The sequence below is a fragment of the Labrenzia sp. C1B70 genome (genome assembly GCF_000475395.1).
Lineage (GTDB): Bacteria > Pseudomonadota > Alphaproteobacteria > Rhizobiales > Stappiaceae > Roseibium > Roseibium algicola.
Genome location: NZ_AXCE01000003.1, coordinates 298,463 through 314,730 on the forward strand (window position 1 = coordinate 298,463; position 16,268 = coordinate 314,730).

The 16,268-nt window shown below is 57.6% G+C and carries 10 protein-coding genes; 6 read left to right on the forward strand and 4 right to left on the reverse strand.

The features are described from left to right. Window positions 1-41: 41 nt before the first annotated feature. Both Q666_RS38220 and Q666_RS38225 read right to left on the reverse strand, forming a co-directional pair. Window positions 42-3,131, reverse strand: a complete 3,090-nt coding sequence (locus tag Q666_RS38220) for an AMP-binding protein (protein WP_152533268.1) — start codon at window positions 3,129-3,131, stop codon at window positions 42-44. Between the two features lie 16 nt (window positions 3,132-3,147). Next, window positions 3,148-4,806 carry a condensation domain-containing protein gene (locus tag Q666_RS38225; RefSeq protein WP_023001544.1) on the reverse strand — a complete coding sequence of 553 codons (1,659 nt, stop codon included), beginning with the start codon at window positions 4,804-4,806 and terminating at the stop codon, window positions 3,148-3,150. A gap of 101 nt (window positions 4,807-4,907) precedes the next feature. Here Q666_RS38225 and Q666_RS38230 point away from each other — a divergent pair, with 101 nt between their 5' ends. The 5 genes from Q666_RS38230 to Q666_RS38250 all read left to right on the forward strand — a co-directional run bounded on the left by Q666_RS38230 (window position 4,908) and on the right by Q666_RS38250 (window position 10,504). Then, a complete protein-coding gene (locus Q666_RS38230; protein WP_286133852.1) occupies window positions 4,908-6,068 on the forward strand; it encodes an isochorismate synthase in 1,161 nt (386 codons plus the stop codon). Window positions 6,069-6,101: 33 nt separating this feature from the next. Then, on the forward strand, window positions 6,102-7,736 hold the full coding sequence (locus Q666_RS38235) for a (2,3-dihydroxybenzoyl)adenylate synthase (RefSeq protein WP_023001546.1): 1,635 nt from the start codon (window positions 6,102-6,104) through the stop codon (window positions 7,734-7,736). A gap of 9 nt (window positions 7,737-7,745) precedes the next feature. Continuing rightward, entirely contained in the window at window positions 7,746-8,612 is an 867-nt protein-coding gene (locus Q666_RS38240; protein WP_023001547.1) for an isochorismatase family protein, read from the forward strand. A gap of 19 nt (window positions 8,613-8,631) precedes the next feature. Continuing rightward, entirely contained in the window at window positions 8,632-9,387 is a 756-nt protein-coding gene (gene dhbA, locus Q666_RS38245; RefSeq protein WP_023001548.1) for a 2,3-dihydro-2,3-dihydroxybenzoate dehydrogenase, read from the forward strand. Between the two features lie 73 nt (window positions 9,388-9,460). Next, entirely contained in the window at window positions 9,461-10,504 is a 1,044-nt protein-coding gene (locus tag Q666_RS38250) for a methyltransferase (RefSeq protein ID WP_152533269.1), read from the forward strand. Window positions 10,505-10,648: 144 nt separating this feature from the next. Here Q666_RS38250 and Q666_RS38255 read toward each other — a convergent pair whose 3' ends face one another. Then, the gene (locus tag Q666_RS38255; protein ID WP_031269562.1) at window positions 10,649-12,751 is read right to left on the reverse strand and encodes a TonB-dependent receptor; all 2,103 of its coding nucleotides are present in this window, start codon (window positions 12,749-12,751) and stop codon (window positions 10,649-10,651) included. Window positions 12,752-13,123: 372 nt separating this feature from the next. On the opposite strand from Q666_RS38255, the gene Q666_RS38260 reads away from it, so the two are divergent. Beyond that, window positions 13,124-13,918 (forward strand): IclR family transcriptional regulator, encoded by a 795-nt coding sequence (locus Q666_RS38260; protein ID WP_023001551.1) that lies wholly within the window; start codon window positions 13,124-13,126, stop codon window positions 13,916-13,918. A gap of 1,992 nt (window positions 13,919-15,910) precedes the next feature. Here the strand turns inward: Q666_RS38260 and Q666_RS38265 are convergent. Further along, window positions 15,911-16,268: tyrosine-type recombinase/integrase (locus Q666_RS38265; RefSeq protein ID WP_023014450.1), on the reverse strand; the 358-nt coding region annotated here is incomplete at its 5' end.

Sequence of the window (16,268 nt, forward strand, 5' to 3'; positions counted from 1 at the left end):
AATTATTCGCAAGGTTGGAAAACGGAACGTCTTGAGGCCAATCAAGGCAGCTCTCGGGAAACGAGTTCCTCCACCTGGTTCGCGTTTCGGCACATGAGAAGTTGCTTTGGCAGCAGAGCGACGCCGAATTCGTCGGAGATGCGCTGAGCGATCGTCTTGAGATGCGACGGTAACAGCCCCATCGACAGGAAGTCGGTAGCCCCATTTACGGCTGACGTTGATCCGCAGCCGACGACCTCCAGATAGATGTCGACAAGCCGCCGGTTTGCCGAGGATGTTTTCCTTCGCGGCACCGGTTGCCTGGAAGGGAAATCTGCAAACAATTGCCTTGCAGCCCTTCGATCCGGTTTTCCATTGGCAGACAGCGGAATGCTATCCACCTTTAAAAAGTAAGCCGGAACGTGGGTTTCCTGCAGGTGCTGTCTTGCAAAATTCCGAAGGTCCGCATCGGAAAGTCCGCTTCCTGGAACCGGTTCATAAAGGGCACCCAATTCGGTTTCCCCACGGCGTTCGTCTCCAAGATCCGTTAGTAGAACGCGGGCGACGTCAGGGTGTTTCACAAGTTCATTCTCGACGTCAGGCATGGAAATGCGGACGCCGCGCACCTTGACGTAGCCCTGAACGCGGCTGTCGAACAGGATCAGTCCGTCGCGCCTGTATCGCCCCCGGTCTCCAGACCGGAATGCACGAACCGGCTCTCCGTGCTCATCCCGGATCATGACGAAGTCATGCTGCCGCAACTCGCCGCCTTCCAAATATCCGAGCGCCGTGTTCACGCCCGAAGAATGGATACGGCCAACAACACCGACAGGGCAGTGCTCGCCTTTTTTGTTGAGCACGAAATACCGGTTTGCCGGCAGCGGGCGGCCATAAGGTATGTTGCCTGTATCTTCCGGACAGATCCTGTGCCAGATACTCCAGATCGTGGTTTCGGTCGGTCCGCCGATTGAACTCAGTCGGATAGCCGGGTTGCTGCGCCTTACATCTGCGATCACCGCCGGTTTGAGGTAGTCACCGCCCTGGTTGATCAGGCGCAGCTTGGCAAGTTCCGGCTCTTGACGGCAGGAAAGCAACATCTCGAAGATTGTCGGAACAGACGACCAGATCGTTACGCCGTGCGCGTCAATCAGCTGGTTCCACCGAACGGCATCCTTCTCCTCGCCCTCAGCGGGTTGAACCAGCGTTCCGCCAGCGGTCAGACACCCGAAGACCTCGTAGACAGACATGTCGTGATGCAATGGACTGACTGAAATGAAGATGTCATCTGAAGTGATTTCCCACTCCGCATTGGTGCTGCCGATGACGTTGTCGGTCGATCGGTTGGACAGCACGACGCATTTCGGTTTCCCGGTCGTGCCTGACGTATAAAGATAGTACGCGTCCTCCGGACTGGACGAGAGCTCCTGAAGCGGCGGCATGAAGTCAAATACGTCGCCGGACGGTTCTCCCTGCAGCAGCGTCTCGGCAGAAACGACGTCGTAGCCCTCAATCGGCTGCGTTCCGACGATAAGGTCTGGCTTGCAATTGTCGCAGAGAAATTTTCTGCGCTCTTCTGGGGCAGAAGCATCCACGGGAACCCAGGTTACCCCACGCAGCGCACAGGCCAGCGTCACCATCGTCTGTTCAGGAGAACGCGGCAGCGCAAGAACCGCAACATTTCCCTTTTGAAGGTTTCGGGCCGCGAGAGACGCCAGCACCTTGTGCACGCCCCTGCCGAGCTCTGCATAGGAGACCCGACGGGCACCGCAGACAAGCGCGTCGTTTTCCGGCGGTGCTGAAAACATGTTGTCGGCAATGCGCCTCAGGAACCCGCAGGCGGCATAAGTCTCCTCCGGCATGTTGAACCGATAGTGGTCGAAATCCAGCACGTTTCGCGCTTCGACCTGAAGCTCATCGCTTTCGCAGATGGCGGTCACGGCCCTGTCGATTGCTGCCAGAATGTCATCAACGACGGTGCGCTCGATAGCTTCGACGGCATGATCGATATCGATCGCCAGGCCTCCGTCGGCCAACGCACCCAGGCGAATGTCCAATGCGACCTGCGGTGTCTGTGTCAGGCCGTCATGCAGGCGAACGTGCGCATCGGACGAGAGCACTGGCCAGGACAGCCCGTTCGTGAGGACAACCGGCAGGGCGACACCACTTGCACCGCCTCCGAGATCCATCAGGAACCGGCTGATGTCGACGCCGGAAAACGACAGGTGATCCAGCCCCTCCAGAACGTCGTCCTGCAAGGCCCTTGCCCTGGCAACAAAATCGTCTGTTCCCTGCCCGTCCCAAGCGACGGCAAAGAACGTCGATCCGTTTTGGTAGCCCCCTTCCGTTCGCGGGGCCGCCGGTACGCCGACATGAAGGCTCCCTTCGCTCAACCAGTACGATAGAACTTCCAGGATCACGGCTGACAGCACCGTATTGCGAAAGAGGCCCGCCTTTGCCCCCATGCGCGTGAGCTTGCGGAATCGTGCTGCATCGATCGTCAAACCGGCGCGCACGTAGCGAGAGGTTCCAATGGTCTGCAGAGATTTCGCCCAGAGAAGCTTCGGCGCGCCTTCGTAAGACCCGAGCTTGGCCCTCCAGTAGTTTGCATCAGCCTCGTTCTGGCTCTTGATCGGCTGTATGGCAGAAGGAACAGGCAAGCTTGCCGCGGATTCGATCTGTCGATCCTCGAACAGTTCAACCATCAGCGCAGCTATGGAAAAACCGTCCAGGATCAGCGCATCGAACCGGAAGAAGATTGCACAGTCATCTCCGGTCTTGCCGGCCGTTTCGGGCAACTGGAACGCGACGACCCGCCAGGGCGGTGCAGTCAGATCGAACAGCTCATGGGTAAACCCCTGCTTCAACTCGGCGATCTTTTGCTCAGCACTTTCCGGCGTCTGGTCGGACAGATCGATGCGGAGGAAATCGACCTGCGGCGTTGCCAGGACGTGTCTCGATTGGCTTTGGCCATCGACAACCGTCCGCAGGCTGTCATATCGCTCCGCCAGATGGAGCAGCCGGCGCTCCAGAAGAGCGAGGTTGAAGCGACCGCGATACTCGCGAAACTCCTGCATCGCGACGCCGCCGAGAGGCACATATTCGCTTCTGCCAAGGAGGTACGCGCGCTGCAGCGACGTCAGTTCGGATGTCATGATGTCTCCAGCGGATCTATTCGGCAGGTTGAGCTGCAAGCGAAATCCGGCTACTTGCGCCAACCGCCTGCAGAAAAGCTCGTGCGATGCTGTCCGACGCCTTGCCGGAGCGATCGTTGATCAGGGATGCCAGGGCGGCGGTTGTGCTCGCAGGACCAATGTCCTCCGGTGCAATGGCTGCAGACGGAATGTAACGATTGAGAAAGGTGACGAAGTCCGCAAGATCGCCCTCGCCCAGTCCGAAATCCCGGATAGGGAGATGCATGTCAGCATCACTACCAGTCACCCTGCCCGGCGCCAGCCGGTTCAACAGTTCCAGAAGCATGTCTTCGGTGTATGTGGCGGGCCGTCTTGCAGAGCCGCACGTCATGACGTTGCAAACTGCCTGTTCGCCAAGTGACCGCGGGTCGGCCGCAACTTTCCTCGCGAGCCGCTCATAGCTCTTGAACGCGGCATCGACCCAGGCTTCGGGCAGTGCATCATAGCGGATATCCCAGTTGACCAGGATACCGCCGTCCAGTTCCGCAACTTGGGCATCCAGGGCAACTTGCGGCCCTTGTGACACGGCCCAGTTCATCGATCCGAAAACCTGGCGGACACGTTCGGAGAAGAGGCCTCCCGCTGGCAGACCGAGGCCGGAGGTAAACACGATGGGAGCAGACTGCAGGGACCGTTGATGGCGCGACAGATCACGCATCACGCTGACACCCGGATAGGCAGAATGGGCGAGCAGGTCCAGCATTCTGCCGGCCAGAGATTTGCAGACGTCTTCGTAGGTCTCCCTGGGCCGTAGATCGACCGCCAGAATAAGGGTGTTGGAAAAGTCTCCGACAAGCCGCTCGACACCAGCGGTGTAAGGAGCACGCCAGAACATCGGCACGTTGAGACGAAAACGGCCGCTGCCGGTGGCCCCACCCACAACGGCGGCGAACAACCCCAGCATCAACGCCGACACCGTCACGCGCAGCCGGCGCGCGGTCTCTTCCAGTGACCTGCGTTCAGCAGGCGACAGATAGGCGGCGAGCCTCCCGCTTTTGACCCGTTGGCCAGCGGCAACGACCGGCAGATCGGGAGCCGGCGGCATGTCATCCAGACGCTCTTGCCACCAGCGCTTGTCTTCCTGCTGACGCCTGTGCAAATCGGCATCATCGGCTTTGGCGTCCAGCCAGTCGAAAAAGCTGCTTTCCCCGGGTTCGGCCGGCAATGACGGCTTTTCGTAGTACCGGGCAAGGTCCTCCATGAGGAGGCAGAAACTCGGCGGATCGATCGCCGCCATATCCGTGTCGACATGCAAGCGGCTGGCACCATCGGGTAGAAGGCTAAGTCCGAATGCGGACGTCTCACCGCTGGCAAGGTCCAGCGATCGACTGGTCCAGCTTTCCCGCTTTTCCGCCAGTCGATGGGCGAGTGCTTGCGGCTTGAGAGGGCTCAGGTCCTCAACCTCGAAAGACAGGCTTTCTTCTGTTTTTCCAATGACTTGCCGGCCATCCGCCGTGATTTGCATGCAAAGCATGGCATGCGTCTCATAGAGTTTGCGAACCGCGCCTTCCAGGCGGATCGGATCGATGTTGCTGCCATCGAATTCCACATAAAGATGAGCTGATACATTTCCGAGGAAGCCCTTGGCTTCGCGCCCGGTCCAGTAAGCGGCCTGCATGGGTGTAAGATTTTTCATTGCGACTTTTGGTGTTGACAAAACATGAGTATCATACTCAAGTATTGAAGCAGGTCAACCATTCATATAGGAGATGCTCCATGGCAACCGGAGCGAGAGTGATGCGTCACGAAGACGTGGCCATCCAGCCTGATCCCAAGCGAAAATTTCTGTTCACTTCAGGCGGAAACGAACTGCATGCAGACGGAATTCGTGAGCGGATTGCCGTCCCGGCCCGGTCCGGAAAAACTTCGGGAGACCTGTTTCAAGCCACGGTTGGCGCAGCCTTGGAACGCGCCCGCAATGCTGGCCAGGAAAACCCGATTGTCGTTGGTGCCATTCCGTTCGATCTCGGTGAGGTGTCCTGCCTCTACGTGCCTGAACGCCATGAATGGCGCACCTGCAAGGAGACGAACGGAGGCGCCGTCTCCAAACGCATCATGCCGGAGCTGCTCGCACAGCGGAGTTATCCGGATGAGGCCGGCTTCAAACGGGCCGTCCAACACGCCATCGTCAACTTCCAGCACAGTGATGTCCGCAAGGCCGTCCTTTCGGTCATACGGGAACTGCAATTTGCAGAGCCTGTCGATGTCGAGCGGCTCATGACAAGCCTGCGAGCCCAGAACACCGACGGCTATCAGTTCCAGGTGCCACTTCCGGATGGCAGCGAGCTGATCGGCGTCAGTCCGGAATTGCTCATTCGCAAGAGCGGCCGCTCGTTCACGTCAAACCCACTAGCGGGGTCGACCAGGCGCCTGCCCGAACTCGCCGCCGACAAGGACGCCGGCACTGAATTGCTTCGCTCCGAAAAGGATCGCTATGAGCACAGGCTGGTCGTGGAGGACATTCACCGTTTGCTGCAACCCTATTGCTCACAGATCGATGTGCCGGATCAGCCGTCGCTTCTTGGCACAGCGGCTTTGTGGCATTTGTCCACCAGGATCGAGGGACAGCTGAACGACCCGTCGATGACCGTGTTGCAGCTTGCATGCCTCCTGCATCCGACGCCTGCTGTCTGCGGATATCCAACCGAGCTGGCTCACCGTCTCATCCGGTTTGTCGAACCCTTCGAGCGCGGGCTTTTCACCGGAATTGTAGGCTGGTGCGATGCCCAGGGGAACGGCGAATGGGCCATCACCATCCGCTGCGGCATCGTTGAGCGTGACGTAGTGCGGCTTTTCGCAGGTGCCGGCATCGTTGAGGCCTCTCAACCGGACTGCGAATGGGCCGAAGTCCAAACCAAACTGGGCACCATGCTCAAGGCTTGCGGCCTCGCCGCCTGAGCCCCTGACCTTACCAAACAATCAGGTTTTCCAATGAACGTCGAATTTCAGCGCTGGCCAGAGGAACTGGCAGCGCATTACCGCTCCTGTGCCTACTGGATCGATCAGCCATTGACCCGAATTCTGGATCAACAAAGGCAAACGCGTCCCTCCGCGCCGGCGATCGTGTGCGGCGAACGAACCCTTTCCTATGACGCACTCGACCGGCTGTCCTCCAATCTGGCTGCAAGATTGGTGGCAAAAGGGTTGGGTCCCGGTGACACCGCACTGGTGCAGCTGCCAAACCTCGCCGAGTTCTACATCGCCTTTTTTGCGTTGCTGAAGGCCGGCATTGCACCGGTCAACGCGCTCTACAGCCATCGACGTCACGAGATGACGGCCTATGCCCGGCAGATCGAACCGAAACTTCTGATCGCCAGCCGCCAACATGAGCTGTTCCGGACGGACGACTTCATCGGCAGCCTGCAGGAAATGCAGGACGGTGCTCTCACTGTTCTTCTTATGGACGAAGCAGATCCCGCCTCCAGCCTGTCACACTGGATCGAAAGTGCTCCGGAAGGCGTTGCCCCCGATTACGGCCCGACACCCCCAGGCGAAGTCGCCTTCTTCCAACTGTCCGGCGGCAGCACGGGTACACCTAAGCTGATCCCACGTACGCACAACGACTACGACTACAGCGTCAGGGCCAGCGCGGAAATTTGCGACCTGACACCCGAAACGCGGTTTCTTTGCGCGTTGCCGGCCGGGCATAACTTTCCGCTCAGTTCACCAGGCGCACTCGGAGTGTTCCATGCCGGTGGCTGCGTCGTGCTCGCCCCCAATCCGGAACCTCTTGCCTGTTTCGAGCTTATTCGCAAACACAAGGTGACCATGGCCGGTCTTGTGCCTTCCGCCGTCAATCTCTGGCTTCAGGCAGCGCCTGATCATCGCAATGCGCTGGAGAGCCTGGAACTCCTGCAGGTGGGCGGCGCACATTTTCCTGAGTCCCATGCGCGTCTGGTCTCTCAGATACTTGGCTGCAAGCTGCAACAGGTCTTCGGAATGGCGGAAGGACTGGTGAATTACACCCGTCTGGATGATCCGGATGAGCTTGTCTTCACGACCCAGGGACGCCCGATCAGCCCTGACGACGAAATCAAGATTGTCGGAGAAGATGGGCAACCTGTTACCGACGGCGAAACGGGCAGACTTGCGACGCGTGGTCCCTACACCTTCCGCGGCTACTTTCGAAGCCCGGAACACAATGCCGACGTCTTCGATGAGGACGGGTTCTACTATTCCGGTGACCTGGTGTGCCGCACCGGTGAAGGTTATCTGCGGGTCGTTGGACGGGTAAAGGACCAGATCAACCGGGGCGGCGAGAAGATAGCCGCGGAAGAAGTCGAAAGCCTGCTTCTGCTTCATCCTGATGTTCGAGAAGCGGCCCTTGTCGCCATCCAGGACCCGGCACTTGGCGAGAAAAGCTGCGCTGTCATTGTCTCGGACAACTCCTGCATCAAACCGCTTGCTCTTCGCAGGCACCTAATGTCGCTCGGAGTTGCCGACTACAAGCTGCCTGACCGCTTCAGTTTTGCGGACGCCATTCCCCTCACAGCCTTCGGCAAACCCGACAAGAAGAAACTGCGCATGGATCTCGCGCAGAAATTCACTCCCGCTCTGACACAGTAGAGGTTCCCAATGACCATCCCGACAATTTCCGACTACCCGATGCCGAAGGACTTTCCGGCGAACAAGACCGGCTGGAAACCGGATACCGCGCGTGCTGTCTTCCTGATCCACGACATGCAGGACTATTTCCTCCGCTACTACAACGCCGACGGCGAACTGATGACGCGGTTGATCGCCAACCTGCAGCGTGTTCGCAACTGGGCCTACGCCAACAACGTCCCGGTCATCTACACGGCTCAGCCTCATGACCAGCCGCCGGAAGACCGAGCACTCCTGAACGACATGTGGGGTCCCGGCCTGACCGTGGCCGACCCGGCCCTGCAGCAGGTGGTCAAGGGACTGGAGCCAGGCGAAAACGACGTGGTTCTGACCAAATGGCGCTACAGCGCATTTCAACGATCCGACCTCAAGGCCCGCATGGCATCCCTTGGCCGCGATCAACTGATCGTCGGTGGCATCTACGCACATATCGGCTGCCTGATGACTGTTGCGGATGCGTTCATGAACGACATTCAGGCCTTCATGATTGGCGATGCAGTTGCCGATTTTTCCGAGGCCGAACACAAGATGGCCCTGAAATATGTCGCCACCCGCTGCGGTGCGGTCACAGATACGGCAAGCCTCACAGGTGCAGCCCAGAAGTCTGAGCCGATGCGTGACTGGCTGCACAGCCGCGTGTTGGAGCTCATCGAAGACGACGCCGATCTCGATCCGGAAGAAAACCTGATTTTCTATGGTCTCGATTCCATTCAGGTCATGAAACTTGCCAGTGAACTGAAGGAACGCGGCATTGTGGTCGGCTTTGACGAACTTGCGCGTGTCCCGACCCTGAACGGCTGGTGGGCGCTCATTGAAAGCAAGCGCCTTGCAGCCTGACAGATCAGAGCGCTCCGACATGTCAACTCGGCAGTTCGCAGGCAAGCGCGTGTTCGTAACCGGTGCCGCAAGCGGCATCGGTCGGCGCATCGCCGAAAGGTTTTGTGACGAGGGTGCCACGGTCCTTGGTCTGGACAGACAGGCCGGCGATAACACCCTGCCATTTCGCATTCTCACAGCGGACCTTGCCGATGCCCGTCAGCTTGAAACGATCTCTAGCGGGCTCATGGCGGACCGATGGTACCCGGACATCCTGGTGAATGCCGCCGGTGTCCTGCGAACCGGGGCGGCGGAGGATCTGTCGCTAGAGGATTGGCAGGCCTGTATGAACGTCAACGTCAGCGGACCGTTCTACCTGCTGCGCCAATGGATACCGGTGTTCAAGGAACGGCAAAGCGGGGCGATCGTGAACATCGCCTCCAATGCGGCGCATGTGCCGCGCACGGGCATGACTGCCTATTGCGCGTCCAAGGCGGCGATGGCGAGCCTCAGCCATTGCATCGGGCTGGAACTCGCGCCCTTCGGCATCCGCTGCAACCTTGTCTCGCCGGGTTCGACCGATACACCGATGCTGCGCGAGATGGCGGGTGGAGCATCCGGCTACAGGCAGCTGGTCGCGGGCCAACCGGATCGGTTCAAACTCGGCATTCCACTGCAAAAGGTAGCCACGACGGACGATATTGCCGAGACGGTGCTGTTTCTTGCATCCGACAAGGCCGGGCACATCACGCTGCAGGACATCGTGGTCGATGGAGGCGCGACCCTGGGCGCCTGACAGCCAGCGCCCCTCCCCTGCCCTCCATTGAGCCGGACCCTCCGGCAAATTTTCATTTACAAGGATTGCAAAATTGACAGCACCAGCTCCCACACCTTCCGAACAACCGGCCCCCGTTCCGCCCTTCAAGCTGATGGCACAGATCACGGCATATCGTACGTCTCAATGTATTCGTGCTCTTGTCGAACTCGGGATACCCGCCCTTCTGGTCGAGCGGGCGAGATCGCTGGGAGAGCTTGCGGAAATCACAGGAACAAAGCCCCGTCTCCTGGAACGAGTGCTCAGGCACCTGGTCAATGAAGAGGTGATTTCCCTGGATGACCAGGGACATTACCTCCCCTCCCCTGTCACCCGCCACCTCGTGCCGGGGCATCCGCAGAGCCTGCGCAACTGGGTGGCCTGTGAACTCGACCCGTTGCTCTGGCGAAGCTGGGAAAACCTGCCCGAACAACTGCGAACCGGTACGACTGCCTTCGATCTGGCCCATGGCTCCGCGTTTTTCGATTGGCACGTGCAGGATGAGGCAGCGCAAAAACGGTTCGACGACCAGATGAACGGGGCCTCAAAAGGCATTGGTGCTGTCGTCGTCGACAAACTGGCATTCGCACCAGGCACCAGGATCATGGATGTCGGCGGCGGCAACGGGTCGTTTCTGGCACAAATTCTGGACAGGAACGCGGAAACCACGGGAACTCTGTTCGAGCTTCCGCGCGGTGTCGAAGACCACGATCCGCTGTTCGAGCAGATGCGGTCAAACGGCCGGGCAACTACTCAATACGGATCCTTTTTCGAGCATGTACCAGGTGATGCCGATGTTTATCTGTTCAGCCGGGTCTTCCATGACTTTGACGATGAAGCTGCGCTCACCATCCTGCAGAACACCAGCCAATCCCTGAGCGGAAAAGAACGCCTTTATCTGATCGACATGATGACCAGCGACGCTGCTGCCGATGCCCGCGGGTCGTCCCAGGATATCTTCATGATGACGCAGCTCGGTGGCAGGGAGCGGACGGCGGACGAATTTATCGAACTGTTGGCGAAGGCAGGTTTTGAGACTTCTTCCATAACTCCGACGGCCAGCCCCGTCAGCATTCTGGAATTCAGGCAGGCAGGCTGATGCAGCCACTCCCCACCCCTCTCGCGCAGAAAATCGGTTCGCGCCAGACAGATATTTAAACGGCTAAGTTTCTCAAGCAATCAATGTTCTGCCGGCGGCGGGGGAACCCCGTGCCACCGGCAGAATTGTGTCGTGAAGCCTGATTTAGAACGTTGCCTTTGCACCAATGCCGAACATGCGCGGTGCCGTCATGGTGGCGAAGGAAGCGACTCCCGGCCGGTTCTCGAGATAGGTCGGAACACGCTCGTCGAAGATATTGTTCACGTAGCCATAAAGCTGGAAATGATCGTGGACCTGGTAGGTCGCCCGTGCATTCGCGATTGTATAGGGATCGACCTGGAAAGCCGGCGTGTTGAGATCGTCCGAATAGTACCCGTCGAAATGCTCGACATTTGCCGAGAGGGTCAGGTTTTCCAGCACACTCCAGTCCACACCAAAGCCCAGCATATAGCCCGGAGCCTTGCCGAATTCATTGCCTTCGACCGACGGCAGCGTATCGAATTCGGAGATCTCGCTCTGAAGCACACCGGCATTGGCGTTCACACGCAGATTGTCCAGGACCTGGTAGCTCATCGCCACTTCAAGACCATAGGCGTGGGCCTTTTCCGCGTTCAACGTGAGGAGCTGCGTCACGCTGCTGCCAGGCAACACCGTTTGGAAGTAACGCTGGGAGTCGTGATAGTCGGTGTAGAACAGGTTTGCGGACACAAACAGTTTGTCGTCCAGAAGATTGGCACGGCCGAAAATTTCATAGTTCCAGGACGTCTCCGCCTTGAACGGCAGGGCTTGTCCGTTCAGGAAGTCGAAGGCAACACCACCTGGATTGAAACCCCGATTGACAAGGCCGCCCACGGTAACGTCCGGCGTGATGTTGTAGGCGAGTGCAATCTTCGGCAGAAGCGCGTTGAAGGTCTCGTCGTAATCGAAATCCACGGGCCTGGGCGCAACTGTCGACGACAGGCCGGTGCGCTTGATCCGGTCGCTCTCGAACCTCAAGCCGCCCGTCAGGGTCCAGGCATCGCTGATCCGGTAATCGATCTCGGTGAATACACCCAGATTGGTCTTGGAATCCTCGAAATCCGGCGAACCGTTGAAAGGCAAGAGCAGGGTTTCGTCTGACTGTGTATGAGCTGCATAAAGGCCCGCAACACCACTGAAAGTGCTGTCTTGCGTTCCGAAGTTCACCAGGGTCTCGTTCGACCAGTTCTGCTGGTCGATGGTCGCATCGCCGTTGCCGACTGTTTCGACGCTCCGCTTCACTTCCAGATCGGTGTATTGGGTGACGTTGCTGACGACAATTCCGTTTTCGAACTCATAGGAAAGGTCGGCGAACCCGGTGTGTGAACGGGAATAGAAGCTCGGCACGTTTGCCTGGCTGTTTTCAAGCCGGTCGTAGGGCTGGACCGTCGCAGCTTCATATGTCGGCTGATTGTTCTGAGCGGTCGCATAGGTGAGCTTTGCCGTCAGACCCGGAATGGCGTCAGGCGTATAGAGCAACTTCGCCCGTCCATTAAAGGACATGATGTCGAGGTTGGTCTCGTCATCCGTGAAGCTTGAATTGATATAGTCGATGAACGTGTCACGGCCGTAGTAGTCCAGCGCGACACGGGCGGCGAGCTGGCTGCTCAGCGGTCCGCTCAGCATGCCCGACACACGGTGAGTGTTGTAGCTGCCGTATTCAGCCTGCAGCGCACCTTCCGGCGTGAACGTGGGATCCTTGGTCTTGACGATGATCGCACCGGCGATGCTGTTCGCACCTTGAGACGTTGTCTGTGGGCCCCGGAACACTTCGATCTGGTCCACATCCCAGATCGATGTCGCACCGAACACCGTTTCGAAATAGGTCTGGTAGTGTCCGTCAATGTTGATGGACGCCCGAGGAACGGTACCTGAATAAAACGCGACCGCGCCAGTGTTCGGCCCTTGCGTATCCTGCCCGCGGATAATCGGCGCAACGCCTGCCGTGCCGGGATAGTAGACGTTGGGAACGTCCTGAATGGCGCTCTGGACATTTTCCTCATCCGGCCGTGTTTCCAGATCCTCCCCCGTAATGATTTCAACCGAGCTGGCCGTCTCCTGAAGGCTGCGCGAAATCTTTTCGCCGCTCACGAGGATCGTATCGAGGACAGTTACGTCAGCAGCAGTTCCGGTTCCTGCATCTTGAGCCCATGCGATGCTGGTAACCATCTGTGAAACGGTGAGCACGGCGGTGCTGCCAAGCATCGTCGCAATACGAGTCGGTTTCATCTCTTGATCCTGATGAGTTTATGACTGCGCGAGCTGGAAAAGCCTTGCCCACGAGCAGTTGGGGAGAGACGACCCTGTCACCGGTTGCGGCTCATGCTTGCCCCAGCCGCCGGTGACCGGATCAACTGAATTTCACTATACAGAACTCATTACACATTTCAACATGAGTATAAAACTCATAAATAAATGTGGCGAACCGGCAACACCTTCAGTCAACAAACTGAATTTGAACGGAAAATCTGCTGCATTCACGATTGAACTTGCAACGGTTGCCAAATACCCTGTCGGTGAGATGGGAGAGGTGTGCGTTGTCGAAATTTTCAGATTGGTTGCACGACGAATCCAGGCATCAGTCGATTAAGGTGCCAGGCAATGAGTGAAGACGCAGATGGCGAAACGACCGGACAATCACCCAAACGCTCCGGTAACATTCAATCCGTTTCCATTGCCACGCGATTCTTGAACATCCTGGCCAATGGTTCCGAAGCCATGGCACTTGGCGTCATCGCCAAACAGGCCGGCACCGGCAGCCCGACTGCACACCGATACCTTCAAAGCCTGGTGAAGGAGGGGCTCGTCATGCAAGATCCCCAGACCGGGCACTACGATCTTGGCCCGACCGCGTTGAGTATCGGCATTGGCGCCTTGAAACGTGTAAACCCTGTCGAGATCGCGGCAAGGCACACGAAGCAACTCGCCAGTGGGTACGCCGCAAGTGCGGGCATTGCCATCTGGACCGAGCGTGGCCCAACAGTCGTGCGCTGGTATCGCAGCGCACTTTTTTCGATCAGTTCCGTCGGGCTTGGTGACGTCCTTCCGGTCGACAATTCCGCGTGCGGTCTGATCTTCCAGGCATTCCTTCCCGAAAGCCAGATCAACGTTGCCAGGAAATTGCAGCCCCCTCATTTCCGAGGCAAACCACCCTCGCGCAAGATCCTCGAGACCGTCCGCACCGAGTGCTGGGCCGAACTGACCGACCACCTGCTACCAGGTATTACGGGGCAGGCCGTACCGGTGTTTGATGCACAGCAGGAGATTGCCTGCGTCATGACAACGGTCACAAATCTCGGCCTCATGCACAAGCCCGAGGATAGAAAGGCTCTGTTCGACTGCGCACGGCAAGCGGCCCGGGAAACTGGTGGTTTGGATGCGTTCACGGGTTTGTAAGCCCCTCCCCTCTCCGGGGATTTTCGATACAGCAGGCTCACAAAAAGCTTTTGGCCAGATCGGCTCCAATTAAAAAGCCGGCGACCATCTAAAAGCCCACCTGGCACTCGTTGCCCAATCGGCCAGAAAAATCTTCGGGAGTGAAGACAGGCCCTGGCATCTGACGAACCGCCCTCATAGGGCGTTCACCCAAATTTTTGCCGTGTATTTTTGCCATGCATCGCAGGACTATTTTGCCTGAAACCCATGCATTACAAACCACGATTATAGCCGGACAATCGACGAAATTGGCGTCAGGCTCTTTGTGCCTCTACGAACGCTCAGCACAACACCGGCCAATATAGCAATTGCTATAATTTCTAGCGGAGCGACTTTTAACACTGAAGGGTCATACCCCACACCCGGAAAAATCAGCTGATATAGCAATTGCTATATTCACAAGTTTTGCCCTTGGCAGCGTCTGAAACGCTTGCGAACGTAATGATGCGTCGACGCATGTGTACCTGGCACTTCCGAAATTTCTGCACAGGCAACACATTGCAGATGGCTATCTATATTCGCCAGGCCTTGGACGCTCAAAAAAACGCCCTATCACAGAGCCTCCGCCTGGTTTCCGGCGAGCATTCTCAGAACCAGACCGTCGCGCCACCCAATGCAAGAAAACAGAGATCAGAAAACACCTCAAGCCGGACAAGGCATCGGACGAAAAGCTGGTCCTTGGCATAACGAGCATCGGCTCGCGCGGACTGTCTCGATATTCTCTTTTCTTGAAGCGGGTCAGGACAAAAATGGAGCGGGCAGGGAGGTAACGCCGAACGATGAAAGTAACGAGACATCTGGCCAGAGACACACGCCACCGCTTTTCACAATGCGTCCAGCCGAAACGACCGGAACATCTGGCCCTCCAGCGCCACTCCGTCTAACGCTCCATCCACCAATGAGTGCTCCGCAACACCTTCCGCAAACCACGTGTCAATAAAGAGCTCAATCAATCGGCAGCTTCAATTCAAGGCTGAACGACGAACCGCCTGTATGGCAACAACCGGACTCCGGATCAGAGATCATTAGTCCAACGAAAACTACGCGGCGCTTGAAGAAAACTTCTTCAAGCTAAGAAGCGCATCTCATCAGGGGAGGGCGCTATACCCACAGAACGAACCCCATCGCGCTAAAGGCCATTTCACACAGCTAGCAAATCCCAAAAAGCAATCAATTAGCCGAGCCTGTCCTCGAGTTCTCCCGTATCGCACAACTAAGTATTTTCAGACCGGAAACCAATGAACCGGCAACACAAGCATGGACCAAGCCGACGGCTCCCTTGTTGCCCCAATATAGCTCAACCTGTGTTGGTGAAACCCACTGTGGCTATGCGACCAAACTTCAGTTTCCTGATTGCTTCCCCAATCAGCCGTCACCTATCCGAACGAAATCTTGAAGAGAATGAACCAACTCAAGAGAGGAGCAAGTGGTCACGTATTTAGGCGCTACCAGATACATGTCCTGCAAACGCTAGCTGCTGAAATTGCGCAGCCGGCCTGACAGGAACAGGACGACCTGTTTTCACAAAGATGATTGCAGACTTGATAGCATCGACCTGACCGGCCGGCCATGCGAACAGAATTCAAACGACCACCAAGAGAGGCATTACGTGCAATGACGCGCACCAATCATTACGCTCAACGATCATGCCGCGCTGAACAACATTGGGAAATTGCGCGGCAGTCCCGTGCAGTGCAAAACGCCAGACCCAAGAACGACCTCTCAGCAAACAGAGCCAGCCGAAGTCTGCACAACACGAAACGGATGCAACCTGGCCATAACAACAACCTCTCGTCGCTTGTATGCCGCAAGGGAATATGAGAGGTTATTAACTGTTTTTTAAGGAGTTCAACTCGACTGATGGATCAGCTAATGATTGAGGAGAAATGATCCGGACGGGCCACTTTCAAGACCTGCCCGGATCTCCCTCATGAACTTCCCTCGCGTTGAACATCACCCCAACAATCTGGCCGACCGCCGTCTGCTGCGCCCGGCATCGCTGTAATAGCTGGACGCCTGGGCGAGGGACCTGTGCCGGGACTGCAGCATGGCGTCCTGGATCGGAATGTCCCTGTTGGCCGCTTCTGTCAGAAAGCCAGAGCGCAAGCCATGCGCGGAAAAGTCCTGCGGGTCCAGACCGGCAAGTGCACAGCGTTTCTTGACGATGGCATTCACCGATTGCGGGGTGAGGGCACGGGTTTTCAGGTTGCCCCACTGATCGATCGCGCGGAAGACGGCCCCTTCCTGAATCTGGGCCGCTTCCAGCCAGGTCTTTAGCGCGTCGACACTCCGTCCGATCAGAAGAACCGAA

What these genes read in the sequence shown, in the direction of transcription:
- Q666_RS38260 (WP_023001551.1), top strand. Translation starts at nt 13,124, where the DNA reads ATGAGTGAAGACGCAGATGGCGAAACGACCGGACAATCACCCAAACGC.
- Q666_RS38225 (WP_023001544.1), bottom strand. Translation starts at nt 4,806, where the DNA reads ATGAAAAATCTTACACCCATGCAGGCCGCTTACTGGACCGGGCGCGAA.
- Q666_RS38255 (WP_031269562.1), bottom strand. Translation starts at nt 12,751, where the DNA reads ATGAAACCGACTCGTATTGCGACGATGCTTGGCAGCACCGCCGTGCTC.
- Q666_RS38220 (WP_152533268.1), bottom strand. Translation starts at nt 3,131, where the DNA reads ATGACATCCGAACTGACGTCGCTGCAGCGCGCGTACCTCCTTGGCAGA.
- Q666_RS38240 (WP_023001547.1), top strand. Translation starts at nt 7,746, where the DNA reads ATGACCATCCCGACAATTTCCGACTACCCGATGCCGAAGGACTTTCCG.
- Q666_RS38235 (WP_023001546.1), top strand. Translation starts at nt 6,102, where the DNA reads ATGAACGTCGAATTTCAGCGCTGGCCAGAGGAACTGGCAGCGCATTAC.
- Q666_RS38230 (WP_286133852.1), top strand. Translation starts at nt 4,908, where the DNA reads ATGCGTCACGAAGACGTGGCCATCCAGCCTGATCCCAAGCGAAAATTT.
- dhbA (WP_023001548.1), top strand. Translation starts at nt 8,632, where the DNA reads ATGTCAACTCGGCAGTTCGCAGGCAAGCGCGTGTTCGTAACCGGTGCC.